30 protein-coding genes are annotated in these 25,939 nt (G+C 64.0%); 18 read left to right on the forward strand and 12 right to left on the reverse strand.

Going from position 1 to position 25,939, the window contains the following annotated elements:
- Positions 1-21 precede the first annotated feature (21 nt).
- The 3 genes from priS to bcp all read left to right on the forward strand — a co-directional run bounded on the left by priS (position 22) and on the right by bcp (position 2,760).
- Positions 22-1,197 (forward strand): DNA primase small subunit PriS, encoded by a 1,176-nt coding sequence (priS, locus tag ACEWFR_RS02680; protein WP_374059574.1) that lies wholly within the window; start codon positions 22-24, stop codon positions 1,195-1,197.
- Entirely contained in the window at positions 1,194-2,177 is a 984-nt protein-coding gene (locus ACEWFR_RS02685; protein ID WP_374059575.1) for a hypothetical protein, read from the forward strand. The genes priS and ACEWFR_RS02685 overlap by 4 nt, the downstream gene beginning before the upstream one ends.
- Before the next feature lie 109 nt (positions 2,178-2,286).
- Positions 2,287-2,760, forward strand: coding sequence for a thioredoxin-dependent thiol peroxidase (bcp, locus tag ACEWFR_RS02690; RefSeq protein WP_374059576.1), 474 nt, complete (start codon positions 2,287-2,289; stop codon positions 2,758-2,760).
- Positions 2,761-2,858: 98 nt separating this feature from the next.
- Here the strand turns inward: bcp and ACEWFR_RS02695 are convergent, their stop codons facing one another.
- The 4 genes from ACEWFR_RS02695 to ACEWFR_RS02710 form a co-directional block, all read right to left on the reverse strand.
- Positions 2,859-3,041, reverse strand: a complete 183-nt coding sequence (locus ACEWFR_RS02695) for a hypothetical protein (RefSeq protein ID WP_374059577.1) — start codon at positions 3,039-3,041, stop codon at positions 2,859-2,861.
- Between the two features lie 2 nt (positions 3,042-3,043).
- Positions 3,044-3,430, reverse strand: coding sequence for a cupin domain-containing protein (locus tag ACEWFR_RS02700; protein ID WP_374059578.1), 387 nt, complete (start codon positions 3,428-3,430; stop codon positions 3,044-3,046).
- A 268-nt stretch (positions 3,431-3,698) separates the two neighbouring features.
- Positions 3,699-5,960, reverse strand: coding sequence for a CDC48 family AAA ATPase (locus ACEWFR_RS02705; RefSeq protein WP_374059579.1), 2,262 nt, complete (start codon positions 5,958-5,960; stop codon positions 3,699-3,701).
- A complete protein-coding gene (locus tag ACEWFR_RS02710; RefSeq protein WP_374059580.1) occupies positions 5,957-6,205 on the reverse strand; it encodes an Hsp20/alpha crystallin family protein in 249 nt (82 codons plus the stop codon). Before ACEWFR_RS02710 ends, ACEWFR_RS02705 begins: the two co-directional genes overlap by 4 nt.
- A 242-nt stretch (positions 6,206-6,447) precedes the next feature.
- Between ACEWFR_RS02710 and ACEWFR_RS02715 the strand changes: the two genes are divergently transcribed.
- Positions 6,448-7,245: an alpha/beta fold hydrolase gene (locus ACEWFR_RS02715; protein WP_374059581.1), complete on the forward strand. Its 798-nt coding sequence runs from the start codon at positions 6,448-6,450 to the stop codon at positions 7,243-7,245.
- 58 nt (positions 7,246-7,303) lie between these two features.
- Here the strand turns inward: ACEWFR_RS02715 and panB are convergent, their stop codons facing one another.
- A complete protein-coding gene (gene panB / locus ACEWFR_RS02720; protein ID WP_374059582.1) occupies positions 7,304-8,116 on the reverse strand; it encodes a 3-methyl-2-oxobutanoate hydroxymethyltransferase in 813 nt (270 codons plus the stop codon).
- Between the two features lie 115 nt (positions 8,117-8,231).
- On the opposite strand from panB, the gene ACEWFR_RS02725 reads away from it, so the two are divergent.
- Positions 8,232-8,465, forward strand: coding sequence for a DUF5822 domain-containing protein (locus ACEWFR_RS02725; RefSeq protein ID WP_374059583.1), 234 nt, complete (start codon positions 8,232-8,234; stop codon positions 8,463-8,465).
- An 18-nt stretch (positions 8,466-8,483) separates the two neighbouring features.
- Here ACEWFR_RS02725 and ACEWFR_RS02730 read toward each other — a convergent pair whose 3' ends face one another.
- Positions 8,484-9,023 (reverse strand): HAD family hydrolase, encoded by a 540-nt coding sequence (locus tag ACEWFR_RS02730; protein WP_374059584.1) that lies wholly within the window; start codon positions 9,021-9,023, stop codon positions 8,484-8,486.
- A gap of 106 nt (positions 9,024-9,129) precedes the next feature.
- A complete protein-coding gene (locus tag ACEWFR_RS02735) occupies positions 9,130-10,254 on the reverse strand; it encodes an acyl-CoA dehydrogenase family protein (RefSeq protein ID WP_374059585.1) in 1,125 nt (374 codons plus the stop codon).
- 363 nt (positions 10,255-10,617) lie between these two features.
- Between ACEWFR_RS02735 and ACEWFR_RS02740 the strand changes: the two genes are divergently transcribed.
- The gene (locus tag ACEWFR_RS02740; protein WP_374059586.1) at positions 10,618-11,775 is read left to right on the forward strand and encodes a hypothetical protein; all 1,158 of its coding nucleotides are present in this window, start codon (positions 10,618-10,620) and stop codon (positions 11,773-11,775) included.
- A 12-nt stretch (positions 11,776-11,787) separates the two neighbouring features.
- On the opposite strand, the gene ACEWFR_RS02745 is transcribed toward ACEWFR_RS02740, so the two are convergent.
- The 3 genes from ACEWFR_RS02745 to ACEWFR_RS02755 form a co-directional block, all read right to left on the reverse strand.
- On the reverse strand, positions 11,788-12,699 hold the full coding sequence (locus ACEWFR_RS02745; protein ID WP_374059587.1) for a dihydrodipicolinate synthase family protein: 912 nt from the start codon (positions 12,697-12,699) through the stop codon (positions 11,788-11,790).
- Between the two features lie 113 nt (positions 12,700-12,812).
- Entirely contained in the window at positions 12,813-13,493 is a 681-nt protein-coding gene (locus ACEWFR_RS02750; RefSeq protein ID WP_374059588.1) for a helix-turn-helix domain-containing protein, read from the reverse strand.
- Between the two features lie 370 nt (positions 13,494-13,863).
- Positions 13,864-15,174 (reverse strand): HAD hydrolase family protein, encoded by a 1,311-nt coding sequence (locus ACEWFR_RS02755; protein ID WP_374059589.1) that lies wholly within the window; start codon positions 15,172-15,174, stop codon positions 13,864-13,866.
- 207 nt (positions 15,175-15,381) lie between these two features.
- Between ACEWFR_RS02755 and ACEWFR_RS02760 the strand changes: the two genes are divergently transcribed.
- Both ACEWFR_RS02760 and gfcR read left to right on the forward strand, forming a co-directional pair.
- Complete coding sequence (locus ACEWFR_RS02760) at positions 15,382-16,506, forward strand: glucose 1-dehydrogenase (protein ID WP_374059590.1); 1,125 nt, start codon at positions 15,382-15,384, stop codon at positions 16,504-16,506.
- Positions 16,503-17,162, forward strand: coding sequence for a transcriptional regulator GfcR (gene gfcR, locus ACEWFR_RS02765; RefSeq protein WP_374059591.1), 660 nt, complete (start codon positions 16,503-16,505; stop codon positions 17,160-17,162). The genes ACEWFR_RS02760 and gfcR overlap by 4 nt, the downstream gene beginning before the upstream one ends.
- 78 nt (positions 17,163-17,240) lie before the next feature.
- Here the strand turns inward: gfcR and ACEWFR_RS02770 are convergent, their stop codons facing one another.
- Positions 17,241-18,203: a transcription initiation factor IIB family protein gene (locus ACEWFR_RS02770; RefSeq protein ID WP_098726894.1), complete on the reverse strand. Its 963-nt coding sequence runs from the start codon at positions 18,201-18,203 to the stop codon at positions 17,241-17,243.
- A 162-nt stretch (positions 18,204-18,365) separates the two neighbouring features.
- Between ACEWFR_RS02770 and rnhA the strand changes: the two genes are divergently transcribed.
- Together rnhA and ACEWFR_RS02780 are read left to right on the forward strand one after the other, a co-directional pair.
- On the forward strand, positions 18,366-18,959 hold the full coding sequence (gene rnhA / locus ACEWFR_RS02775; RefSeq protein ID WP_374059592.1) for a ribonuclease HI: 594 nt from the start codon (positions 18,366-18,368) through the stop codon (positions 18,957-18,959).
- Positions 18,960-19,330: 371 nt separating this feature from the next.
- Entirely contained in the window at positions 19,331-19,966 is a 636-nt protein-coding gene (locus ACEWFR_RS02780) for a rnhA operon protein (protein ID WP_374059593.1), read from the forward strand.
- Here the strand turns inward: ACEWFR_RS02780 and ACEWFR_RS02785 are convergent.
- Complete coding sequence (locus ACEWFR_RS02785; RefSeq protein ID WP_098726897.1) at positions 19,963-20,322, reverse strand: PadR family transcriptional regulator; 360 nt, start codon at positions 20,320-20,322, stop codon at positions 19,963-19,965. The genes ACEWFR_RS02780 and ACEWFR_RS02785 overlap by 4 nt on opposite strands.
- 204 nt (positions 20,323-20,526) lie before the next feature.
- On the opposite strand from ACEWFR_RS02785, the gene ACEWFR_RS02790 reads away from it, so the two are divergent.
- The 8 genes from ACEWFR_RS02790 (at position 20,527) to bluB (ending at position 25,788) form a co-directional block, all read left to right on the forward strand.
- Positions 20,527-21,057 (forward strand): inorganic diphosphatase, encoded by a 531-nt coding sequence (locus tag ACEWFR_RS02790; protein ID WP_374059594.1) that lies wholly within the window; start codon positions 20,527-20,529, stop codon positions 21,055-21,057.
- Between the two features lie 248 nt (positions 21,058-21,305).
- Entirely contained in the window at positions 21,306-21,440 is a 135-nt protein-coding gene (locus ACEWFR_RS02795; protein WP_374059595.1) for a hypothetical protein, read from the forward strand.
- A gap of 194 nt (positions 21,441-21,634) precedes the next feature.
- Complete coding sequence (locus ACEWFR_RS02800; protein WP_374059596.1) at positions 21,635-22,978, forward strand: alkaline phosphatase family protein; 1,344 nt, start codon at positions 21,635-21,637, stop codon at positions 22,976-22,978.
- A gap of 65 nt (positions 22,979-23,043) precedes the next feature.
- A complete protein-coding gene (locus tag ACEWFR_RS02805; protein ID WP_374059597.1) occupies positions 23,044-23,241 on the forward strand; it encodes a hypothetical protein in 198 nt (65 codons plus the stop codon).
- A 1-nt stretch (position 23,242) separates the two neighbouring features.
- Complete coding sequence (locus ACEWFR_RS02810) at positions 23,243-23,512, forward strand: hypothetical protein (protein WP_374059598.1); 270 nt, start codon at positions 23,243-23,245, stop codon at positions 23,510-23,512.
- Positions 23,513-23,572: 60 nt separating this feature from the next.
- Positions 23,573-23,986 carry a DUF371 domain-containing protein gene (locus tag ACEWFR_RS02815; protein WP_374059599.1) on the forward strand — a complete coding sequence of 138 codons (414 nt, stop codon included), beginning with the start codon at positions 23,573-23,575 and terminating at the stop codon, positions 23,984-23,986.
- Between the two features lie 80 nt (positions 23,987-24,066).
- Positions 24,067-24,984, forward strand: coding sequence for an endonuclease III (nth, locus tag ACEWFR_RS02820; RefSeq protein ID WP_374059600.1), 918 nt, complete (start codon positions 24,067-24,069; stop codon positions 24,982-24,984).
- Positions 24,985-25,089: 105 nt separating this feature from the next.
- On the forward strand, positions 25,090-25,788 hold the full coding sequence (bluB, locus tag ACEWFR_RS02825; RefSeq protein WP_374059601.1) for a 5,6-dimethylbenzimidazole synthase: 699 nt from the start codon (positions 25,090-25,092) through the stop codon (positions 25,786-25,788).
- Positions 25,789-25,939: the final 151 nt, after the last annotated feature.

Raw genomic sequence — 25,939 nt, forward strand, 5'->3', positions numbered from 1 at the left:
CACGATGAGTAGGCGAAGCGTATGGAAGAGCGAACGAGGGCCTACCTCCGCGGGAGATTCCGCGATCACTACCGGCGGACAGAGATCACGCCACCGCCCGCGGCCAACGAACGCGAGTGGGGGTTCATCCCCTGGACAGACGGCCCCGACACGACGATGGTCCGCCACCGTTCGCTCCTCGAGTTGGGCGATCTGTCGGAGTTTCTCGTCCGAAAGCGCCCGCGACACGTGTATTTCTCCGCGGGGCGATTTCGGGATCCCGGCGCGAGTTCGATGAGCGAGAAAGACTGGCAGTCCGCGGATCTCGTCTTCGACCTCGACGCCGACCACTTGCCGAGCGTCACGCTCGGCGAGGACACGTACGCCGAGATGCTCGCGAAGTGTAAGGACGCCCTGTTTCGACTGCTCGAGTTTCTCGAGGATGACTTCGCATTCGAGGACCTCGAGATCGTCTTTTCGGGCGGCCGCGGCTATCACGTTCACGTCCGGGACGAAAACGTCCTGCACTTAGAGCGGGAACACCGCCGTGAAATCGTCGACTACGTCCGCGGCATCGGCCTCGAGTACGACGAACTGATCGAGACCGAGACCGTCGCGGGGCTCGGGCGAAAGACGCCGACCGAACGCCGCACGCTCCGGATCGAGGGCGGCTGGGGGGGCCGGACGCACGCCCACTTCATGGAGTTCGTCGACGAGTTGCTCGAGTTGGACGACGACGCGGCCCTCGAGCGCTTGCAGGAGTTCGACGGCATCGGCGAGGGGAAGGCAGCGGCCACGCTGAACGCGGCCCGCAACAATCGAGAGCAACTCGAGGCCGGTAACGTGACCGTCCACACTGCAGTCTCGCAGTTGGCCGAACGGTTCGCGAGTCAGGCCGTCGAGCGGGACAACGCGCCCATCGACGAGCCGGTCACCACCGACACGAACCGCCTCATTCGCCTGCCCGGGAGCCTCCACGGCGGGAGCGGGCTGAAAACGGTCCGCCTCGAGCGCGACGAGATCGCAGACTTCGATCCGCTCGTCGACGCCGTCCCCGAGACGTTTACGGGCCATGAGATCACCGTCGACGTCACCGACGGCGGGGAGATCGAACTCGGTGGGGATAGCTTTACGGTCTCCGAGGGAGACCAGTCACTACCCGAGTACGTTGCCGTGTTCCTGATGGCACGCGGCCGCGCCGAGAAGGAGAAAGAATGAATCTAGACGAGTTGCGTTCGGTCCAGAGCAAGGAGCGCCAGAAGGATAGCCTCCAGAATCTGCGCCCCTCGTTCTACCAGGAGGTCGGCGACTACATCGCCGACCTCGAGGACGAACGCGACCGCGCCGCCGAGCGGGCCGACAACCCCTTTTCCGCGCCCGAGGTCGGCCAGCTGACCGACGAGATCGAGACCGCGAAGGACGTCGTCGAGGCAATCTACGAGCGACGGATGGGAAAACTCGTCAAGCAGGCTAGCCTCGCCGCGGCCGGCATGGCGGCCGACGACGAGGGGCTGACGGCAGAAGAAGCCGACCTCTTCGACGATCTCGTCGACCGAATCGGCTCGAACAAGACGCGCGTCCTTGACGTCCTCGAGGGTGTCGAAGGTGGCGCTGGCGCTTCGGGCACCGACGCGCCCGCGGCGACCAATACCGGACCGACACCGGCCGGTGAGTCCACCGATCCAGCGGACCAGCCCGGAGAACAGTCGTCCGGTCGATCGCCCGCGGACGACGCTTCACCGGTGCCGTCCGAAGATCGATCGGCGGACATCGGTCCCGCCGCCGACCCGGATCCGGGAACGGGCGACTCCGGCGGCGTCTCCCCTGCGGACGTCATGGGCGGAGAGGGGCTGGGCGGAGACGGTCCGGGCGGAGACGGTCCGCCGGTCAACGAGGCGGACCGAACCGATGGGAACGACGCACCGGATTCGACGGCCGACCGGCCGGATCAGTCAGCGGCCGGCCCCGATTCGGATGCCGGCATCGATTCGGAACCGACGGAATCCGCTGCCGGTTCGGGGATCGGCGGGCAGGCCGATGACGTCGATCGCACGACCGTCAGGATCACCAGCGATATCGGCGACATTCTCGGCGTCGACGACCGCGAGTACACCCTGAGCAGCGATGACGTCGTCACGCTCCCGGAGCAAAACGCCGCCCCCCTCGTCAATCGGGAGGCGGCCGAGCGCCTCGAGTGAGCGCGCCTCGAGCCCTATTGTGAGAAACGGCTTCGTCTCGACGACACGCTGTTCGCGAACCGCAGTGTGAAATCGCAACGCATACATGAGCGCTCGCTAACTCCAGTGCATGCTCGATGTCGGCGACGAGGCACCGGAGTTCGAACTGCTCAATCAACACGGCGAGACGGTCAAGCGCTCCGATTTCGAGGGGCAGCGACTCGTCGTCTACTTCTACCCTCGCGCCAACACTGAGGGCTGTACGACCGAGGCCCGCGGGTTCAACGACGCGCTCTCGCAACTCGCGGACCGCGACGCCGCGGTCGTCGGGATCAGCGACGATCCGGTCGACGACCTCGCGGACTTCGCGGCCGACTACGATCTCGAGTTCGACCTGCTGTCCGACGAGTTCGGCGAAGTCGCGACGCTGTATGACTCCTACGGCGAGAAACAGATGTTCGGCAACACCTTCGACGGCGTCTTCCGGAACACCTACATCGTGGATCCGGACGGGCGGATCGAAGCGGTGTACGAAGGGGTCTCCCCGGAGGGCCACGCCGACGAGGTACTGGCGGATCTCGAACCGGTCGACGTCACACACTGAGGAAGCCGCTTGCGAGTTGGCTGAATCACGCAGCCCACCCTCGCTATCCACCGGGGACCGCGTGCAGGTTCAGAGTCTGTACTCACGAGTGCTGGCCGTCAGCAGAAGTACACCCAGAACCTGTGACCGGCAGAACACTCGACGGTCGTATGATCGCCGTAAAGTGCGACGGATCGTCTGACCTCGAGTTCTACGTCTCCGTCCGGAACCGAAATGGTCGTTTCCTGCTCGCAGTACGGACACGGTATCGCCGCCATCTCCTGGTTTTGTGTCGTCGCCATCGTTATTCACCCATTTTGGCCGCCATATGTTCGAAGACGTCCGTGTGCTCCTCGTGCGGGCTAAAGAGGATGAACTCCGTGTCTTCGTCCACCCAGAGCGTGTGGCCCGGCGGCCAGTAGACGAGATCTCCGGCGTTGTCGACCGCCTCCGAGCCGTCGGCGTACCGAACGGAGATCGCTCCGTCTATCACGTACCCCCAGTGGGGACACTGGCACGTGTCATCCTGAAGCCCCTCCAGCAGGGGCGTGAGATCGGTTCCCGCGCTCACACGGAAGTGTTCCGCGGCCAGGTCATCGTGTTCGGTTGCCACACCGAACCCCGCCTGCTGTTGGATCGTCGCGCCCGGCGTTTCCATACCGACTGTCAGCTCCGCTTTGGATTGATGCATTGGAATCGGCTCGCGTTCCGCTATAGTAGCCACTGCAAGTCATTGCACGTCTGATCGAACGACAGCTGTCCGATCAGTGTGTGAATCGTTTCAGTGGCTACTATAGGAGAACTACGAGCGAACGGAATATGTAGGTACCTCGTGGTATGCTGCCAGTCACTGACCGCCGTGCAGACGATGACCGGCGGTCACCGACTGCAAGCGGGAACGATTACTCGCAAAGAAGAATTGCTATTCGCGGACCGAACGACGACTGTGGCCGTCGACCTTACTGGAAGGTGCGGCCGAGCTGTTCGTCCTGGCCCGGTTCGGCCTGCTGGAACTGCTCTTCGAGTTCCTCGTATTGCTCCCGGGTTTCGGGAGCGACGCTCGGGTTGACCTCCTCGAGCGCGTGCTCGAAGTGGTCGCGGCTGATGCGGACGTTGCCGATGGTGTCAGCCATCTCATCGGGGTCGACCGAGTTGATGAACTCGCGGCTGGCGGCCATCGAGGCCTCTCGGCAGACCGCTTCGATGTCGGCACCGACGTAGCCGTCCGTCCGACCGGCGAGCCACTCGAGGTCGACCGATTCGGCCAGCGGCTTGTCGCGGGTGTGGACCTCGAAGATCGCCTTGCGAGCGTCCTCGTCGGGGACCGGCACGTGGACGTGGCGGTCGAGTCGACCGGGACGGAGCAGGGCGCTGTCGATCAGATCCGGCCGGTTGGTCGTGGCGATCACGACGACGTCCTCGAGTTCCTCGAGGCCGTCCAGTTCCGTCAGGAGCTGAGAGACGACGCGTTCGCCGACGCCGGAGTCGCCCTGTCGCTGGCCGCGTTCGCCAGCGATCGAGTCGATCTCGTCGAAGAAGATCACGGTCGGTGCGTTCGACCGCGCCTTCTCGAAGACCTCGCGAACGCCCTTCTCGGACTCCCCGACGTACTTGTTCAGCAGTTCGGGGCCTTTGATCGAGATGAAGTTCGACTGGGCCTCGTTGGCGACAGCCTTGGCGAGCAGGGTCTTCCCGGTGCCCGGCGGGCCGTACATGAGGACGCCCTTGGCGGCCTGCATGTCCATCTGCTCGAACACCTCGGGGTAGTCGAGCGGCCACTGGATCGTCTCGCGCAGTTGCTCTTTGGTCTCGCCGAGTCCGCCGACGTCGTTCCAGATGACGTCGGGGACTTCGACGAAGACCTCGCGCATCGCAGAGGGCTGGATGCCCTTGAGCGCCTCCTTGAAGTCCCGTTCAGAGACCTCCAGCGAGTCGAGCACGTCGGCGTCGATCTCCTCGGACTCGAGATCGAGTTCGGGGCGGATCCGCCGGAGCGCGTTCATCGCGCTCTCGCGGGCGAGCGACTCGAGGTCGGCACCGACGAAGCCGTGCGTGTTCTCGGCGTACTGATCGAGGTCGATCCCCTCGTCGAGGGGCATCCCGCGGGTGTGGACCTGCAGGATCTCCTTGCGACCCGCCTTGTCGGGGACGCCGATCTCGATTTCGCGGTCGAAGCGACCGCCGCGTCGGAGCGCGGGGTCGATGGCGTCGACGCGGTTGGTTGCAGCGATGACCGTGACGCGGCCGCGCTCCTCGAGGCCGTCCATCAGGCTGAGCAGTTGGGCGACGACGCGTCGTTCGACGTCACCGCCGGCCTCTTCACGTTTGGCGGCGATGGAGTCGAGCTCGTCGATGAAGACGATCGCGGGAGCGTTCTCTTCGGCGTCCTCGAAGACCTCCCGGAGTTTCTCTTCGCTCTCGCCGTAGTACTTCGACATGATCTCCGGCCCGGAGATTGTCTCGAAGTGGGCGTCGATCTCGTTTGCGACGGCCTTGGCCATCAGGGTCTTCCCCGTGCCCGGCGGGCCGTGCAGGAGGACGCCCTTCGGCGGCTCGATGCCCAGCTGTTGGAACAGCTCGGGGTGGCGCATCGGCAGTTCGATCATCTCGCGGACCTGGTCGAGTTCGTCGTCCAGGCCGCCGATGTCCTCGTAGGCGACGTTCGGGACGCCCTCCGCGGACGCACCGCCGCCGGATTGGACCTGCTCGGCGGGCGTCTCGGAAATCTCGATGCTCGTCGAGTCCGTGATGACGACGGTACCCGACGGTGAGGTGCTCGCGATCTTCAGCGGGACCGACTGACCGGAGCTGGCCATGGGCCCGAACGAGAGCGAGAACGGTACCGTCTGGCCCTCGGTAACGGCCTGCCCGCTCAGCTTGTCGCGGACGAGTGGCCCGATGTCACCGCGGATCCGCAGGTTCTGTGGCAGCGCCACGGTGACCGATTTGGCGGGTTTGACGTCAGCGGGTTCGATGGTGACGTTGTCGTCGATCCCGACGTCAGCCTCCTGACGCAGGCGGCCGTCGATCCGGACGATACCGCGTCCCTCGTCTTCGGGGTAGCCGGGCCAGACGCGAGCGACAGCCTGTGCCTCGCTCTTGCCCTTGATGACGATGTAGTCCCCGTTCTCGAGGTCGAGTTCGTTCATGGAGACGCGGTCGATCGCGGCCAGTCCGCGGCCGGCGTCCTTCTGTTTGAGTGGTTTGACAGTGAGTTTCATCGTTCCTCCTCCAATTCGACAGTGAGAACGCCGTTTTTGATAAACGTGTGCGGGTTCTCGCTATTCGCAGGGAGTTCGATTTCGTACTGATCGTCGGTGAGGACGACAATAACCGTGTCGTCGACAACGTCGACCGACGCATCGGCTTCTTCGGTACCGAAGTCGACAGCCATCACCGTGCTGTCGTCGTATTCGTACCGGCGGGCCACCTGCCCCTCGTCGAGGGTGAATTGTTCGAGAGTCATGCTGTAACTAACCCAAGGTAAGCGCCACTCACATATATATGTTTCGCCGACAGACCGCATGAGGGCAGCGTATCGGCTGGAAAGTGATTGTTCGTAGTTCACGTTCATACTGTGAGTTCACGCGGTTATGCGATCGGTCCAGTGATACCCGATTGGTTCGGAACGATAATATCCTCGTTGCTGGCGTACTCCGGTCTCCACCGAATCGAGTCTTTATGCCGGTTCCGGTTGTGTCGTTCCGTATGGAAACGGTAACACACTACGGACGGGAGACGGCGTACGAGGTCGTCGACCGGGGCAGCGACGGACCACCTATCTGTTGTATCCATGGGAGCGGCGGGTCTCACGACGTCTGGGACGGACAGCGGCCGCTCGCGGATCACGCACCGCTCGTCACGGTCGACCTCAGCGGCCACGGTGAGTCGGATGACATCGATGCCAGCGCGGGGTACTCGGCGCTGTCGGCCTACGCCGACGACGTGCTGGCCGTCGTCGAGGCGACCGACGCGGCGGTCCTCGTCGGAAACTCCCTCGGCGGTGCCGTCGTCCTCCACATCTTGCTCGAGCGCGAGTTCGATCCCGCGGCGGCCGTCCTGACGGGGACCGGCGCTCGACTCGGCGTGCTCGAGGATCTCCTGGCGTGGCTTCGGTCCGATTTCGAGCGCGCGGTCGAATTCCTCCACGGCCCGGATCGGCTCTTTCACGACCCCGACTCGGGTCTCCGCGAGCGATCAATGGAACGGATGCACGATACCGGCCAGGCGGTCACGCGCCGGGACTTTCTAACCAGCCACGAGTTCGACGTTCGCGATCGCGTCGACGAGATCGACACACCCACGCTCGCAGTGTATGGGGAGTACGACCAGTTGACCCCGCCGTGGTTTCACGAGTACCTCGCCGATGAAATCGACGAGGCCAGACTCGTCGAGATCGAGGACGCTGCACATCTGGCGATGATCGAGCGGCCGACCGCGTTCAACACGGTCGTCGACGAATTCCTGTCGGAGATCGACGGTGACCGAAATCGAGACTGGTACTGAGAACCGACTCGAGATCACGAGGGGGCCGATCTCCGCTATCGGGCCGGGCGACGACGGCTCAGTAAATGTCCTCGAGATCGCTCTCCTCGTGACTGTGTTCGTCGGCGGGGAACTCGCCGGATTCGACCGCTGAGACGTACTCCCCGACCGCGGACTCCATCTCCTCGCGGACGTTCCCGAACCGTTTCGAGAAGGAGGGCGACCACTCGCTGAGCCCGATCGCGTCGTCGACGACGAGCACCTGTCCGTCGCAGTCCGGGCCGGCACCGATCCCGATCGTCGGAATGTCCAGCGCCGCGGTCACGTCGGCCGCGAGATTCGACGGCACGTGCTCGAGGACGAGCGAGAACGCCCCGGCCGCCTCGTGGGCTTCGGCCAGTTCGAGGATGCGCTCGGCTCCATCCCGATCCGTCCCCTGCCGCGGATAGCCGCCGTACTGGTTGACGTGCTGGGGCGTCAGTCCAAGGTGGGCCATCACGGGAATTCCGAGCCGGACCAGTTTCTCGGTTAGCTCGACGGTGTGGGGCCCGCACTCGAGTTTGACCGCGTGGGCGTCCTCCTCTTTGAGCATCCGGCCCGCGTTCTCGACGCTCGCCGCCTCGTCGACCCCGATCGAGAGAAACGGCATGTCGGCGACGACGAGGGCGTCGTCGGTCGCGCGGGCGACCGCACCGGTGTGGCGAGCCATGTCGTCGACGGTAACCGGGAGCGTCGTCTCGTACCCCAGATTGGTGTTTCCAAGGCTGTCACCGACGAGGATGATGTCGACGCCAGCCTCGTCGACGACCGCCGCCGTCGGCGCGTCGTACGCGGTCAGCATCGTGATCGGCTCGTCACCGGCCTTCGCTCTGAGATCCCGCACGGTAGGCATACCCACAGCTTAGCCGCCGAGAACTAAACAGCGTTGTTCTTCCGCCAGTGACGGTCGAGGGTCCGCTGGGGCCGTATCCGCGGCGCTTAAGAGGAGTCGGTCGCGATACTCACACGTGCCAGAACCCGTCGAAACGACCTCACCCGACGGCATCGATTACGGCTGGGTGATGCAGACGACCTTCGTCGCAACCATTCTGGTCGGCGCGCCGGTCGTCGTCCTGCTATCCACGGCGGCGACCCTCCCGACGTGGGCCGACCGGGTCGAGTTCGCGATCCGAGTCGGTGCGCCCGTCTGGTTAGTCACGTCGATCGTCGTCTTCGCCTACGCGAAGCGAACGCAGACCTAACGGGCTCGAGCCGAGCGCTCAGACGCCCGACGGCCCCTCGCCGACGTACTCGAAGTCCATTCCCGCTCGTTCTGCGGCGTGTCGATCGCGCGCGGAATCACCGATAAATAGCGCCGCCGCCGGCTCGACCTCGAGGACTCGAACCGTCGCAAGCAACGGTTCCGGATCCGGTTTCCACGTGTCGACCGTATCGCGACCGACGACGGCATCGACCGCGTCGTCGAGCGCGTGTTCGTCGAGCGCGATCCGACACGCTCGCTCGCAATTGAGCGAACAGACGCCCGCCGGCAGCGACCGCTCGAGCAGTTCGTCGGCATGTGCGAGTCGAACGGAGGTCCGCGCCCCGTCGTGCTCGTGGGCCGCGATAGCGGCTTCCACCTCATCGGCCAGCCCCACGTCGGCCGCGACCTCGAGCATGTCCCAGAGCCCGTCGCTCGGCGGGTCGACGTTCGCGGCGGTGTACACCTCGCGGACGTCGACGGCGACGGCGTTCCAGTCGACATCGAGATCGACGAGCGTTCCGTCCAGATCGTAGACGATGGCCTCGTACCCGGTCACGGCTGCCAATACGTGCGGGACGCGAATATACTGTTCGCCGTGTCGCCCGCCGCGAACCACCGACTCGGTACTGGACTCTACTCGCCACCGCGCTCTACCCGCTCTCTTATTCGAGCAGTTCCCGAGCGATCACCGTCTTCTGGATCTCGGTCGTCCCCTCGTAGATTTCGGTAATCTTGGCGTCGCGATAGAGCCGTTCGACCTCGCCCTCGGTGACGTAGCCGTAGCCGCCGTGGATCTGGACCGCCTCGTTCGTCACGAACATCGCCGCCTCGCTCGCGAAGTACTTCGCCATGCTCGCCTCGAGTGCTGCGCCGCCGGCCGCTCGCTTTCGGGCAGCGTCTCGAGTCAGCAGGCGCGCGGCCCGAATTTTGGTCGCCATCTCGGCGAGTTTGTGCCGGATCGTCTGGATGTCCGAAATGGGGCCGCCGAACTGGTCGCGCTCTTGGCTGTAAGCCAGCGCCTCGTCGAGCGCACACTGTGCGAGGCCCACCGACTGGGCGGCGATGGCGATCCGGCCGCCGGTGAGGATGTGAAACGCGGCCGAGAGCCCTTTTCCCTCCTCAGTCAACCGATTTGCGGCCGGGATCCGAACGTCGTCGAAGGTGAGGCTCGTGGTGTCGCTCGCGCGCAGGCCGAGTTTGTCCTCTTTCTCGCCAACCGAGAGGCCGTCCACGTCGGCTGGAACGAGAAACTGGGTGACCGAGCCGGGGTCGTCGCGGTCGGTCTTCGCGAAGAGGACGTAGACGCCCGCGCGCTCGCCGTTCGTGATCCACTGCTTTTCGCCGTCGATAACGTACTCGTCGCTCTCGCGTCTCGCTTCCGTCGACATCTCCGCCGGGTTCGACCCCGCGTGGGGTTCCGAGAGCGCGAACGCGCCCACGGGGCGGCCCGCGGCCATCTCGGGGAGCCAGTGCTCACGCTGATCCGGGCTCCCGAACTCGGCGATACACGAGGTCGCAAGCGAGTGGACCGACAGCGCCGTTGCGACCGAGAGCATCCCGTACGCGACTTCCTCGTTGACTACGGCGGCCGTCACCGGATCCGCCTCGTAGCCGCCGTACTCCTCGGGGACCGTCAGTCCCGTCAGATCGAGGTCGGCGAGGCCGTCCCAGACGGCTTCGGGGAACTCCTGCTCCCTGTTGGCCTCGAGTGCAGTCGGCCGAATCTCTTCGCTGGCGAACTCTCGGACGGTCTCCCGGATCGCTGCCTGTTCGTCGGTGAGCGTCATACCCGCACCCACGAAGTCGTTACACAAAGAGACTCACGTCGGAACGACCGGCGACGCGATCATCCCTTGGCCGGGAGACGGGACGAGTCGGCCTCGAGTCTGCTTCGAGTTCGTTCTCGTGGACGCTGCGTTCGAGTTGGGGTCGCCGATCCGGCGATATAGTAGTCACTGAAACGGTTCACACGCTGGTCGCATCGCTGTCACGCGATCAGGTGTGTATTGACTTTCAGTGACTACTATAGCCTCTCGATCCCGCCGAACGGAAGGGCCGCGATACGACGCTGTTCGCCGACTCTCCTTCTGAAACGCAAATATGTACGTCAGCCAGAAATACTATATATAAATACTGTCTCCTCAAGAGGGATGGAAGAGGATATTTCACGGCGAACGCTTCTTCGAAGCGGTAGCGCAGGTTTGGCCGCGGTCAGTTCCGCGGGACTGGCCGGTTGTGCGGGAAGCCTCCCGTTCCTCGGCGACGAGGAAGACGGGAGTTCCGGGCCGCCGGTCGGAAACTGGCTCGCCGCGCCGGCAGTTACCGACCTTCTCGACACGGAAGCGCTGACCGAGCGCTACACCGATGGAACGGTCGACTCATCGGAGGAGATCGATCGACAGTTCAACGCTGTCGTTCCCGATTCGGTCTTCGAGCACGAGGAGGAACTCGTTGTGTACTGGCCCCTCGAGAGGGGTGCGGCTCATCGGAGCAGGGCTGGCGTTGCCGCAACCGACCTCGACTGGGAGCTCTCCCAGACCGTTTCCTGGGAGTTCGAGGTGAGCCATACGCGACAGACCTGGGATGGAACAACGACCCAAACGGACACGGTGGAGTCGTCGGTCGAGTACGCGTTCCTCGCCGGTTCCTTCGATCCCGCGTCTATCGAGGAGAATCTGCAGGACTGGGTCGACGACGAGTACGCCGAGGACGACGAACTCTCGAGCGAGGGAGACCACGAGGGATACGAGCTGTACGCGATCGAGAACTGGGCCTTCGGGGTCAGTGAGGGGTCCATCGTCCAGGCCAACGGGGGGAGCTACCTCGATGCGGTCAGCGCCGTCGAAGCGGCCATCGACGCCAACGCGAGCGCGAGCGGACTGTGGTCCGAGACGGACGATGGCGGGGCGATGCTGGGCGAGTTCAGCGTCAAACACATGTCCAGCGGGAGCGTTCACGAGCCCCGAACCGTCGAGACCGAACTCGAGCGTCAGTACGGCGACCCCGACAACATTCCCGATCAGCAGCGCCAGGAGATCGAAGACCGCATCGAAGACCAGTTCGATGACTGGGAACGAGGGCTAACGGGGACGGCGACCACCTACGAGTTCGACGGCGACACGTCCGAATTCACCGAGGTGTTCCTCTACGACAGCGAGAGCGACGCGAACGCGGAGGCACTCAGCGACCACGTCGACTCCAACCGCGACGTCAGCGATCGCTGGGCGACCCTCGAAGATTCCTCGATCGACGGGAGCGGGCGCACGCTGGTATTGAGCGGAACCGTGCGGACGCGGTCGCTCCTGTAGCCGCCGTCCACCTCAGAGAACGTCTATTTTCTCGAGCCGGGAGCGCATCTCCCGTGCGGAGTCGTCGTCTTTCAGCCGGAGCGGGCTCCGAAGTGGGCCGGCGTCGAAGTCCCGCATTCTGAGTGCGGTCTTGACGCCGGACATGTACGCGCCGCCGGTCTTGAACGCGTCCCGAACGCGGAATATTTCGCTCTGGAGTTCGCGCGCTCGTCCCTCGTTGCCCGCGTCGTAGGCCTCGTAGCAGTCGACAACGAGTTCCGGGAAGACGTTCGCGACGGCGCTGACGAGTCCCGAGCAGCCAATCTCGAGGCCCGTGAAGATGAGTGAGTCCGACCCCGCAAGGAAGGTCAGATCGGGGTGGGAATCGATCGCCTGTGCGAGCCATGGCACGTCCTTGCTCGAGTCCTTGACGCCCGCGAGAGTGTCGATTTCAGCGAGGTCGGCCAGCGTCTCGAGCGACAGTTCGTTGCCGGTCTTGCTCGGGATGTGGTAGATATAGACCGGTACGTCGACGGCCTCGGCGACCCGTCGATAGTGCTCGAGGGCACCGTCGTGGTCCAGCGGATAGTAGTACGGCGTCACGACGACGATGCCGTCCGCGCCAACGGATTCGGCGTGTTCGGCGTGGGCGACCGTCCGATAGGTACTGGGAGCACCGACGCCGGCGATGACCGGCACGTCATCACCGACTTCGTCGACGACCGCCTCGACGATCCGGTCGCGCTCCGGGCCCGAGAGCAGCGGGAACTCACCGTTGGTTCCCAGCGGAAAAACGCCGTGTACCCCGCGGTCGACGACGAAACGGGCGTGTGCAGCCGTCGTCTCGTAATCGACGGACTCGTCCTCCCGAAACGCGGTGACGGTCGGCGGCACGACGCCGCGAAGCGACAGCGGGTCGGCGGCGCCGGGATCGTGATTCGACATGCAGGCTACTCCGTCGGGGACGGCCAAAAAACGCCTGCCGCCGCGACTCGCTCGCCGGCTCGAATAGCCATCGGTCGCCGACCGCGAGCGAACGACGCCCCGCCGACCTCGAGTCAGTCCGGCGTCGCCATCTCGCCCGACGGGTTGTCCAACTGCTCGCCCGCGAGGACGCGGTTCGCCCGACGGAGCCGCTCGGAGAGCGCCTGGTGAGAGATATCGAGTTCGTTCGCGAGCTCCTCGAGCGAGATTTCGCGCGGGACGTCGTAGTAGCCCTGCCGATACGCCTCGGCGATCGCCTCCTGCTGGGGCTCGGTCAGCGCCGCCGTCGTCTCGAGTTCCTCGTCCTGTCCGGCCTCGACCATGCGTCTCACGTCGACCCGAACGCCGCAGTCCTCGATGGCTGAGACAGCGTCCGACAGCTCTTCGCGGTGGGGGAAGAGGAGCCGAAGCGTCCACTGGCCGTCGGTCACCTGCGCGTCGAGAACCGTCCCGCCGTCGGTGTAGACGCACTGACAGACGGACTCGACGGTCGCTGCGTACTCCAAGCGGTAGAACAGTTCGCCGTCCTCGGTGTTCCCGAGCAGCCGTCGGTACTCGGCGACGGTCGGATCCGATTCGAGAGCCGTCTCGAGGTCGTCGCGGTCGACGTTCGAAAACCAGACGAGCGGGACGGTCCGGGTCGGCCCTTCCGCGACGACGCTTTCGACGCGGACGTCGAGGGACGGTAGTTGCTGGAGGGTCTCTGCGAGTGCGAACTCGTCCGTCGAAAGCGAAAGTTCTGCGATCGTCGTCATTGGTGGGTCACCTCGTAGCGCTGGCTCGAGTCCGGTCGGTGGACGACGCCGCTGTCCTGGTGCTGGGACTCGATTCGTCTCATAAATCTCCAGCCGATCCGCTCAGTGTCGTCGCGAACGCCTCGCCCATTGCGGCTGTGAGGGCGCCGTCGACAGTGCGCTCACCGGATCGTGCTGAGAGAAGGAACGACTCGGATACGCTTGATGAGCGGGCCTTTGTATTCCGGTCGTTTAAGAGAGTGAGTCGCGTCTGACGACGGTCAAAATCACGTGACAGAACCGGAATGTCGACGGTATCGATCGGACGGCAATGTCGAACGGACGGCAGTTCGGATCGGGTGACACTGTACGCGAGAAACGAGTCGATCGATCACCCGAGATGAGCCAGCCGATTGAGCGCGTACACCGTCCGGAGCACGTCGACGCTCTTCCCGCGATCGAAGACGAGTTCGTCCGTCTCGAGGACGTGCTGGAGGGTCTCCTGCGAGGCGTGTTCCGGGGCGGCCGCGATCCCGGCGTCGGTGTCGGCGACCCACTCCATCACGCGCAGATCGCTCTTGGAGTCGCCCATCACAAGCGCGAAGGGGTTCTCGACTCCGAGCACGTCGAGCGCGCGTTGGACGCCCACCACCTTGTTCAACTCGAGGCTACCGATTTCGGCCGCATCGGCCTCGTAGTAGGCGACGTCGATCCGTTCGAGGGTCGCTGCGAGCCGGTCGGGGACGTCGTCGATCGCGAGGTCGGGGTACGCCCCTTCGCCCTCGAGGACCGCCCTGATCTCCGGGTCCTGTCCGGCGTAGAAGGCACGGGTCCAGTCGGTGATCGTTTCGTCGCCGGGCGTCAGCTCACTCTCGCCGCCGGTGGCTGGTTCCCCGTTCTCACCGTTCACCTCCTCGCCTGCATCCTCGAGCACCCGTCCGACGGCATCGGCGAGCAGATCGATGAGATAGACCAGCGCCTCGTCGATAATTTCGCGGGCGTCCGCGGACCCGGTTTCGTAGTTGGGCTTCATCGTGACGTTGAACTCGTTGCCCTGGAGGTGACAGCCCCGGCGGAGTTCCTCGGGCGCCTCCGGTAAGACGCGCGACCGGACGTCGTCGAAGACGGTTCGAATGGACTCATCGAGGTCTTCGTAAAGCAACTGTTTCGTCTCCGCGCCGTGGCCCGGCGTGAACACGCCCGTTCCCGCCTCGTAGACGATCGAGAGGTTCCCCGAGTGGACGATCTCACTCCCCAGCCCCTGGATCGCGAAGCCCTTGACGTTCTCTAAGGTCTGGCCCGTACAGATGACGATCGGGACGCCGGCCTCGTGGAACTCCGTCAGGAAGTGCAGCGTCTCCCGGGGAATCTCGTTGTCCGTTCCACCGGCGGAGCGCAGCGTCTCGTCGACGTCGAGCACGAGGACGTTCACCGCGCGGCCGTACTTCGCCTCGAGGTCGAGCGCGGTGAATGCCTGATCGCGAGTCGTGCGGGCGGCGATCTCCGCGAACGTCTCGCCGGCCGCGAACGCCGACCGGATCTCGTCCTTGCGAGTCTCGAGTTCCTCGGTCGCCTCCTGCCAGTGCTCGAGCGCGACTCTGGAGTCGACCGCCGGGAAGACATCGACGAACTCCTGGTACTCTCGCAACGTCGCCGTGTCGTGCTCGTCGTAGAGCCGATAGACGAGATCGTACCGTTCCATGTGGGCTACAGGCATGGGCGGACGGATAACCGTTTCCGGTCGCAGTCGTTCTGGCCGAAACCGTTTCGATCGCAGTCGTTCCGATCGCAGTCAGTTCGCTGCTCGCTCGATCCCGGCCGGACGGTCTCACGTCTCCGATATCCGAACATAACGATATTTACTCGAGTAGGAATAAATATTTAACGTCACGGTTCCTACCGGGGGACAATGAAGGCCATCGCAGTCCAGCCCGGAGCGGGTATCCCGGAGGTCGTCGACCGACCCGTTCCGGAACCCGCTCCCGGCGAAGCGCTCGTGCGGATCTGTCGCGTCGGTATTGACGGGACCGATTACGAGGTCATCGACGGGGACCACGGAAGCGTTCCCGACGGAGACGACAGGCTGATCCTCGGACACGAGGCCGTCGGCATCGTCGAAGACGCGAACGGAACCGACCTCGCGGACGGACAGTACGTCGTCCCGACGGTGCGACGGCCGCCAGCGGGCGTCGAGACGAACGACTACTTCGAGGCGGGCGAACCGGACATGGCCCCCGACGGCGAGTACGTCGAACGCGGTATCGTCGGCGCACACGGGTTCATGGCGGAATACATTACGAGCCCGGCAGCTGATCTCGTTCCGATTCCGGCCGAGCTAGCGCAGTGGGGCTTTCTCGTGGAACCGATCAGCATTATCGAAAAAGCGATCGAACACGCTCGCGCGACGCGCTCAGCGTTCGACTGGCGGCCCGAATCCGCGCTCGTCCTCGGCACCGGCTCGCTGGGGCTGTTGACCGTCGCGATGTTCGCGGAGACGCTCGACTACGAGCGAGTCTACTGTCTCGGGCGGAAGGATCGACCGCACCCAACGATCGACATCGCGGAGCGACTCGGCGCGACCTACATCGATTCCCGCGAGACGCCGGTCTCCGCTATCGCGGGCGCGTACGAGCCGATAGACGTCGTCTACGAGGCGACCGGTCACGCGAAACACGCCTTCGAATCGATCGATGCGCTCGCCCCCAACGGCGTCGCCGCCCTGCTCGGCGTCCCCGCCGACTGGTCGTTCGAGGTCGACGGCGGCCGACTCCACCGCGACCTCGTGTTGCACAACAAAGCGCTGGTCGGCAGCGTCAACTCCAACCGCCGTCACTTCGAGCGGGCAATCGAGACGCTCTCGAGCCTTCCAGACTGGGTGCTCGAGTCGATCGTGACCGGCGTCTACGGCCTCGAGGCGGTCGATCAGGCGTTCCCGAAGGCGACCGCACGTGTCCTGACGACCGGACGTGCGTCGACGACGGGGGCGGATGACGACACGACTATAAAAACGGCGGTCGAATTCGCATCCATATGAAAAACGTCGACGACTTGATCGAGAGCGCGGCCGAACTCGCGGCTCGCGGTCTCTCGAAGGGCGAGATCGCAGACGAGCTGAACGTCTCCCGGGAGACCGCAAGCTGGCTCGTCGAGCGCAGCGGAACGACCCCACAGGCGACCGATCAACCACCCAAGCGAACCGATGAAACCCCCGGTGCGAGCGGCCCACAGGACATCCACGTCGACTGGTCCGCGATCGGCCGGGACAGCAAACGGATGAGCGCCATCGCCTCGGCGATGGCCGACATGCTCGCCAAACACGGCGAAGACGTGGATCTGACGATCGGCATCGAGAAAGCCGGCGGCCCAATCGCGACGCTGGTCGCCCGCGAACTCGAGACCGATCTCGGGACCTACACCCCCGCGAAACACCAGTGGGAGGAAGGCGACATCGAGGATCTCGGCGGCATGTTCTCCAGGAATTTCGCCGGGATCCGCGATCGAGAATGTTACATCGTTGACGATACCATCACCAGCGGCACCACCATGCGCGAGACGATCGAGGCGATCCGCGCCGAGGGCGGCAAGCCGCTCGCCTGCGTCGTCATCGCCGACAAACAGGGCCTCGAGGAACTCGAGGGCGTCCCCGTCTACTCGCTCTTGCAGGTCATCAGCGTCGGCAAGGACGACTAGCCGACGGACGCAGTCGCTGGATCGACTACGTGATGCGATAAAATCGAGAGAGGGCACCGAGTTCGCCTTCGCCTTCGGCTACCCGTGAATGCCCATCGCTTCGATCTGCTCCTGATAGCGGTTCCGGATCGTCACTTCGGTCACCTGTGCGACGTCGGCGACCTCGCGCTGGGTCTTCTTCTCGTTACAGAGCAGGGACGCAGCGTAGATCGCGGCCGCGGCGTACCCCGTCGGTGACTTGCCCGAGAGTAGTCCTTCCTCGGCCGTCTTCTCGATGATTTCGTTGGCCTTGGTCTGGACCTCTTCGGACAGTTCGAGTTCAGAACAGAAGCGCGGGACGTACTTTTTCGGGTCGACGGGACGCATCTCGAGGCCGAGTTCCTGCGAGATGTATCGATACGTGCGACCGATTTCTTTGCGTTCGACGCGCGAGACTTCCGAGATCTCTTCGAGGCTTCGCGGGATCCCTTCCTTGCGACAGGCGGCGTATAGCGCGGATGTCGCGACCCCTTCGATCGATCGTCCGCGGATGAGATCTTCTTTGAGCGCGCGCCGATAGATGACCGACGCGACCTCCCGAACCGAGCGCGGGACGCCGAGCGCGGATGCCATCCGATCGATCTCGCTGAGCGCGAACTGGAGGTTCCGCTCGCCGGCGTCTTTGGTTCGAATGCGTTCTTGCCACTTGCGCAACCGGTGCATCTGGCTGCGTTTTTTCGAAGAAATCGAGCGGCCGTAGGCGTCCTTGTCTTTCCAGTCGATCGTCGTCGTCAGCCCCTTGTCGTGCATCGTCTGGGTCGTCGGCGCGCCGACGCGGGACTTTTCTTGCCGTTCGGAGTGATTGAACGCCCGCCACTCCGGGCCGGGGTCGATCTGTTCCTCCTCCACGACGAGCCCACAGTCTTCGCAGATGAGCTCTCCCCGGTCGGAGTCCTTGACGAGATTGTCCGATTCACACTCGGGGCAGGCACGTTCCCCCTCTTGTTCCTCGGTCTCGTCCGTCTCGCGCGTTCGCTCCCGCTGGCGGGTGGACCGTGTCATCGCACTTTTATAGTAGTCTCATTATGGTACATAAAGTTTTGGGAAGGGGTTTCGGTTGGTGCTCCGTATCGCTCGAAAACACCCGGCTCGAGCGTTCACTCCCAAGTTTTACGAAACGGAACCGGAAAACCTTTATCCGATTCTGGCCGATCACGGAGACGAATGCCGGTCATCGAGTGCGACGTCGAGGCAGCCCGCGAACGACTCGAGGAGGCGGGCGTCGCCGTCGACTCGGGAAACACTGACCACGAACGCTGGCGAGCGAGCCGCGGCGGTGCCACGGCCGTCGCCTACGACGACAAAATTGTGATTCAGGGGTCGGACCCGCGGGATATCGAGGCATTGCTCCGCGAGAACGGCGGACGCGCCCACGTCTATTTCGACGGCGGTTCCCGTGGCAATCCCGGTCCCGCCGGAATCGGCTGGGTGATCGTCACCGGCGACGGAATCGTCGCCGAGAACGGCGAAACGATCGGGACGGCCACGAACAACCAGGCCGAGTACGAGGCGCTGATCGCGGGCCTCGAGGCCGCGCGCGATTACGACTACGACGAGGTACACGTCCGCGGCGACTCCGAACTCATCGTCAAGCAGGTCCGCGGCGAGTACGATACGAACAACCCAGAACTCCGCGAGAAGCGCGTGACCGTCCACGAACTGCTGCAGTCGTTCGACGAGTGGACCCTCGAGTACGTCCCTCGAGAGGCCAACGACCGCGCGGACGGCCTCGTGAACGAGGCGCTGGATCAGGCTTAGGGTCGCTCAATTCGGAGCGGGTATGTTCTTATTCCGGACCGCCCATCCGGCGTGCGGTGGCGCGCGCTGGGCCGCGGTGAACTGCGAGGCCTGAACGAAGTGACGGCCTCGGTAGTATGAGCGGTGACCGCAGGGAGCCGCGAACCACCGGTGAACCGCGGTCCGAAGTTGCGCGAGGGATGAGTGAGCGAGTAGAACGAGCGAACGAATCGGCTGGGGAGGGCGTGGCGATTCCCTGTTGCCACGATAGCAGGACGCTTCGTCCCCCAATTCCCATCAGAACTCACTGCACCATTCACAACTCGCTCTTCGCTGCGCTCGCTCGGAGCGAATCAGCAAGGGGAAAACCGCTCGAGTGCGTACGCTCTCTTATGACGGATCCAGACGTAGTCGACGCTGACGGGACAAGCAACCAGCAGGACGGAGACGGTGCCGACACCCCGAAAGACACGGACCTTCCGAGAGAGGTCGTCGACGAAGTCGAACGACTGACCCGGCTCGAGCGTACCGCGGTCGACGAAAACGAGATCGAGGCCTACGAAAATCGATCCGATGAACTGCTCGACGAGCACGACTTCACGTCCCGAATCCGCAACGATGACGGCGACGATGTCCTGGTACTCCATCCCGAGGAGTGGCACGAGGACGGCGCCATCCGAACCGATCGCATCGAGGACATCGACCGCGCGGTCGAGATTCCGCTCGAGGGGGCCGAGAGTCCGGACGACTGGGAAGCAGTCGACGAGCACAACCGCGACCTCGTCGCGGCGGTCCGAGCGGATCACGGCGACGTGCACGGCGACAACGCGGCGATGCTGGCCGATTTCGCGGGCAATCACTACGCGAAGCCGATGGATGAACTAACGGGTGACGAACTCGCGGAGTTTCGGACGGAATACGTCGTCAGGAACGCCTGGCCGTCCGAAAAACAGCAAAATGTGTTGGCGGAGTCGATCGAACTCGTCTTCGAGGCGGCAACCGAGCCGGTCCCGAACCGCCAGTTCTAGTAGCTGTTCTCGACGATGTCGCGGATTTCGTCGGCGCGGTCGTCGCCCGTGACGACCTTCGAGAGCGACCACTGGATGCCGTCGAGGACGGCGTCGTAGCCGTCGTCGGTCAGCGAGTACTGGTTCGTTCGCTTGTCGAGTTCGCTCTTCTCGACCAGGCCCAGATCGACGAGCTCGTCGAGGTTGGGGTAGAGTCGTCCGTGGTTTACTTCCGTCCCGTAGTAGTCCTCGAGCTCTCGCTTGATCGCCAGGCCGTACATCGGCTCCTTCGCGAGGATGACGAGGATGTTGTTCTGGAAGGCGGTGAGTTCGCGTGCAATACTCTGTTCGCCGGTGATTGATTGTGCCTCTGACATACGTGTGCAAATGTTACCAGAGTATTTAAGACTTGTCAACTATCCCTTCGTATCAGCCGGTGTACAACCTGCTACCAGCCACAATACCGCCGGATACGGGTGTATGTGCCTGATTCGTGTCTTTTGGATATCTGGCAACCGTCACGTAGTTTGTGACACTCGATTACGAAAGTACTTTTTGATCGACCGTGAACTCTCAGGTACATGGTCAACCTCTGGGAAGACCTCGAGACCGGACCGAATCCGCCAGAAGAGATCTACGCCGTCGTGGAGTGTCTCAAGGGCGAGCGAAACAAGTACGAGTACGACAAGGACGTTCCGGGCGTCGTCCTCGATCGGGTCCTGCACAGCAACGTCCACTATCCAAGCGACTATGGGTTCATCCCGCAGTCCTATTACGACGACGAGGACCCCTTCGACGTACTCGTGCTCGTCGAGGACGCGACGTTCCCCGGGTGCGTTATCGAGGCCCGTCCCGTCGCGTTGATGAAGATGGACGACGACGGCGAGCAAGACGACAAGGTCATCGCCGTCCCGAGCGAGGACCCGCGCTACGACCACATCGAGGACCTCGACGACATCCCACAACAGGAACTCGACGAGATCGACGAGTTCTTTTCGACGTACAAGAACCTCGAGGAGGGCAAGGAAGTCGAGACGCTAGGCTGGGAGGACAAACAGGCGGCCTATGACGCGATCGAACACGCCCAGGATCTCTACGACGAGAACTTCTAGCGACGGACCGAACTGCAGTGCGATCTGCGTTGCGATCCGTTTTTTCTCGCGGAACGCTGAGAGGAAGTCTTGGAGACGGCCATCAATTCGGAATATAGGACCGAGAGACACGACCGAGTCGAAAATCGCGAACCGCCCGAGTAGCAACGAGACTCCCGCTGATTCCCGAGAGTAATCCGCGGCCGGTCAGGACATGCATTATGAGCATGGGTAATTTTATCCCCGCTCCTGCCGTTACTATTTCGTGTATGGCAGCATCCAATTCCGCCCCACGAACGTCTCCGTTGGCCGACGACGCTGTCGAGGCCGGCGTCGGCATGGCCCATCCCACGGTCGTTCCGACCAACTTCGACCCCGAGGACTCGAGCGAACGCGAGGAGTAACGATCCCGCTGTCTGTCCCGATTCAGTGATCGTCTGTCGCGATCCCCTGATCAAATACCGATCACTGCCATCCTCAGCGGCTGACTATCGGATTCCCGACGGCCGTCCGGCGGTGAAGCGACCGGAGTGTCAGCTATTCGCAAAAGACTGTCTCGAAACGAAGCTTCTTGTATCCGGTCGGACTACGTCCGTCCATGGGTCTGTTCGACCGACTACGGGGCGACGGCGACCCCCGTGTCGCATTTATCGGGGTCGACGGCGTGCCGTATAGTCTCCTCTCGGAGAACGAGGAACTGTTCCCGAACTTCGCTGCGATCGCCGACGACGGGACCGCCGAGGAAATCTCGAGCATCGTTCCACCGGAATCCAGCGCCTGCTGGCCGTCGCTGACGACCGGTGTAAACCCCGGTGAGACAGGTGTGTACGGCTTTCAGGACCGCGAGGTCGGCACCTACGACACGTACGTCCCGATGGGCCGCGACGTCCAGGCTGACCGCATCTGGGACCGCGTCCAGGAGAACGGACGCAAGGCAACGGTGATGAACGTCCCCGTCACCTTCCCGCCCCAGCGGGACGTCCAGCGGATGGTGTCGGGCTTCCTCTCACCCGGCCTCGACAAGGCGGCCTATCCCGATGACGTCCGCGACTACCTCGAGACGCTCGACTACCGGATCGACGTCAATCCGAAACTCGGCCATCAGGACGACAAATCCGAGTTCATCGAGGACGCCCACGCGACGGTCGACGCGCAGTACGAGGCCTTCCAGCACTACATCGAGGAGGACGACTGGGACCTGTTCTTCGGCGTCTTCATGACCACCGACCGGGTCAACCACTTCCTGTTCAAGGACTACGAGCGCGACGGGGAGTACCGCGACGAGTTTATCGAGTTCTACAGGAAGGTCGACGACTACATCGGTCGCCTGCGCGACTCGCTGCCGGAAGATGTCACCCTGATCGTCGCCTCCGACCACGGCTTTACTAGCCTCGACTACGAGGTCCACTTCAACGAGTGGCTCCGGGAGGAGGGCTGGCTCTCCTTCGGAACCGACGAGCCCGAAGAGTTGGGCGACATCGCCGACGACGCGAAAGCGTACTCGTTCATCCCCGGGCGTTTCTACATCAACCTCGAGGGCCGCGAACCGCGCGGCTCCGTTCCCGAATCCGAGTACGACGCGGTTCGCGACGAACTCAAAGCCGACCTCGAGGCGCTCGAGGGGCCAAACGGCAACAAGGTGGTCGATCGCGTCGTCGAGAAGGAGGAAGCCTTCCGCGGCGATCACGCCGACATCGCACCCGACCTGGTCGCGATTCCGAACAACGGCTTCGACCTCAAATCCGGCTTCAAGGCCGACTCCGAGATATTTACGACGGGACCGCGCAACGGGATGCACAGCTTCGACGATACGTCGCTGTACATCGACAGCCCGGACGCGGCGATCGAGGACGCCGATCTATTCGACATCACGCCGACGATCCTCGATCTGATGGGGATCGAGTACAGTCGCAGCGATTTCGACGGCACGAGTCTCGCTTGACCGCCGTCTCGTCAGTTCGCTGAACAGACGAAAGGTGTATTTTTGTCCGTATCCCGTCTGATAGTATGAATGATGAAATGAGTGATATCCGCGTCGTCGGAGCGAGTGTGACGCTCGCCTTCTTGCTCGCCGGCGTCGTTAGCGCGATCACCGAGAGCCCGGCCGTGCTCGGCGTCACGCCGGTCGGAATCGCGATCTATAGTAACAACTACAACTATTTACACACTGATCGCACAGCTGTCGTGCGATCAGGTGTGCATTGACTTGCAGTGGCTACTATATCTGGCCGTCGGCGTTGGACTGCCCCAGTACCTGCTGTCGCGTCGGACTGGCTCGCGGCTCCGACTGGGACTGGCCTGTCTCGCGGCCGCCGGTGGGGCGTTCGTCGCGGTCGCGGGCATCGGGACTGGTTCTCTGCACGCCGAGTGGAGCGGCGGGCTCGTCGCGATCCTGTTCGCCGTCGTCCTTGGAAACGTCCTCGGCGCGGGCGTCCGCGAATTCCGGTCGGGGTATCGATCGACGTCGCGGCCGTAATCCACCGCCGCCACCGCTCCGATTCGATCCCGTTTTCCGGCCGGCACCAAACCGCCCTCCATGGACGAGGTCATTCATGCTCGCGGCCATGAGAACGTTAGCGCCGAGCACGCGAGCACCTTCGAAGTGACGACGGACGACTTTCTCACCGCCGCCGGCGACTGCATCCTCGCGATCGAGGCCGACCGCGCGCCGGCGGATTTCGATCCCGACTTCGTCGCGGCCTGCCGGGACGCCGACGCGACGATCACGGTCACCCTCGAGGCCGACGGGCACACGGAATCCGTGACGGGGCGCGGCGATCCGGCCCTCGAGTTCACGAGCGAGCGCAGCGCGGTCGGCCGGACGAGCGACTACGTGGACGACCGAACGATCGTGCTCGGAGCCGAGTTCGCGGCCGAGGGATTCGACCGCGACCTCGTCGCCGCGCTGGCGGACGGAGCGGAGGCAACGGTGACGATCTCCGTCGACTGATCGCCGGTGGCGATACGAAACCGGCGGACTCGAGTCCGGCCTTCGTCGCGGTTTTGGTCGCCGAGTCCGAACGGACGGCTATGAGCGACGATCCTGAGCCGACCATGAACATCAGCGGCGGCAGGGTGGGCGGCGGTGCGGCCGCGGAGTTCGATCCCGCGACGGCCGACACGCGCGCGGAACGCGTCGTCGATCGGCTGGGCGAGCGATACTGGCAGAAAACGTACGGTGGACAGGACGCCTTCACCTGCCTCGTCCGGACAATTCTAAGTCAGAACACCAGCGACAAGGCGAGTCAGCCGGCCCACGACGCGCTGCTCGAGCGCTATGACGGCAGTGCGTCCCAACGCGACGCAAGCAGTTCGAGCGGTGCGAGGCGCAAACGACGTGAGGGCCTCGATGATGCGAACGGCGAAGCCGTGAGCGAGCAGCCACGAGCAGAGGGCGTCGACCTTGCCGAATCGCTCGCCGGTGCCGAGCAGTCGATTCTCGCCGAAACGATCAGCGGTGCGGGGTTGTACAATCAGAAGTCCGAGACGCTCATCGACACCGCGGCGTGGGTCGTGGAGACGTTCGGCTCCGCAGCCGAATTTGATGCGTTCGTCAGGGACGAGGACCCCGAAACGGTGCGCGAGACGCTACTCGAGGTCCGCGGCGTCGGCCCGAAGACCGCCGACTGCGTGTTGCTCTTCGCGGGCGGTCGCGGCGGCGTTTTCCCCGTCGACACGCACGTCCACCGGATCTATCGGCGCATGGGGATCGCCCCGCCGGACGCGGACCACGAGGGGGTTCGGGCCGTCCTCGAGCGCGACGTGCCCGCGGCGAAATGCGGCTTCGGCCACACGGCGACGATCCAGTTCGGCCGCGAGTACTGTACGGCGCGCAAGCCCGCCTGTCTCGAGGATCCCGACGCCTGTCCGATGGCCGATATCTGCGATCAGGTGGGAGTCTACCCTGCGACGGGCGAGGTCGTCGACCCGGCGGACGCACCCGAGTAAGCGGCCGGCCGATCGAGAGGCGGCCGTCGCCGGTCACTGGGCTCGAGTTCGCATCCCGAGGGCCAGTCAGCGGTTTTAACCAACCGTTCTTTCATAGATGAATCAATGGTTGCATTCACGGAGGCGGAACGGGACGCGGTGTACAAGACGATCTACGCCCGACGCGATATCCGGCGGTTTCGCGACGACCCGATTCCGGACGAGATTCTCGAGCGACTGATTCGGGCGGCACACCACGCCCCGAGCGTCGGCTTTTCGCAACCGTGGGATCTCGTCGTCGTCAGCGACGACGGGACGAAAGCCGACATCGCCGCGATTGCAGAGCGCGCCATCGCAGCCGCCCGCGAGGGCTACGAGGAACCGCAGAAAAGCGAGTTCGCCGCGCTGAAACTCGAGGGGATCCGCGAGTCTCCGATCAACATCTGCGTGACCTGCGATCCGACTCGCGGCGCACCTCACGTGTTGGGTCGCAGTTCGATGACGCAGACCGACGTGTACTCGACCTGTCTCGCGGTGCAAAACCTCTGGCTGGCCGCTCGAGCGGAAGGCGTCGGCGTCGGCTGGGTGAGCGTCCTCTACCCCTACGAAGTCCGGGAGGTTCTCGGAATTCCACCACACGTGACGCCGGTCGCGTACCTCTGTCTGGGCTATCCCGAGGACGGCTTCCCCGAGGAGCCGGTCCTCCAGCAGGAGGGCTGGCGCGACCGGCTCGAGGTGGACCCGCTCGTCCACGAGGAGCGATGGGACGCTGACGAGTCGGCCGAGACCGACGGCGAAGCGGTCGTTTCGTCGGACAGCAGTTGACGATCGTCTGATCTGAATTCACCGTGGTCCCGTCCCAGCCGGATTCCCCGCGTCTGTTACACTGATCGATCGTCCACAGCGGCCGACTCGAGCGCGCGCCTCGATGGAGAGGCGCGCTCGAGTCACGGGGAAGTGCAGGTCACCTGGCGCG

The organism is Natrinema sp. H-ect4 (assembly GCF_041894845.1).
GTDB lineage: Archaea > Halobacteriota > Halobacteria > Halobacteriales > Natrialbaceae > Natrinema.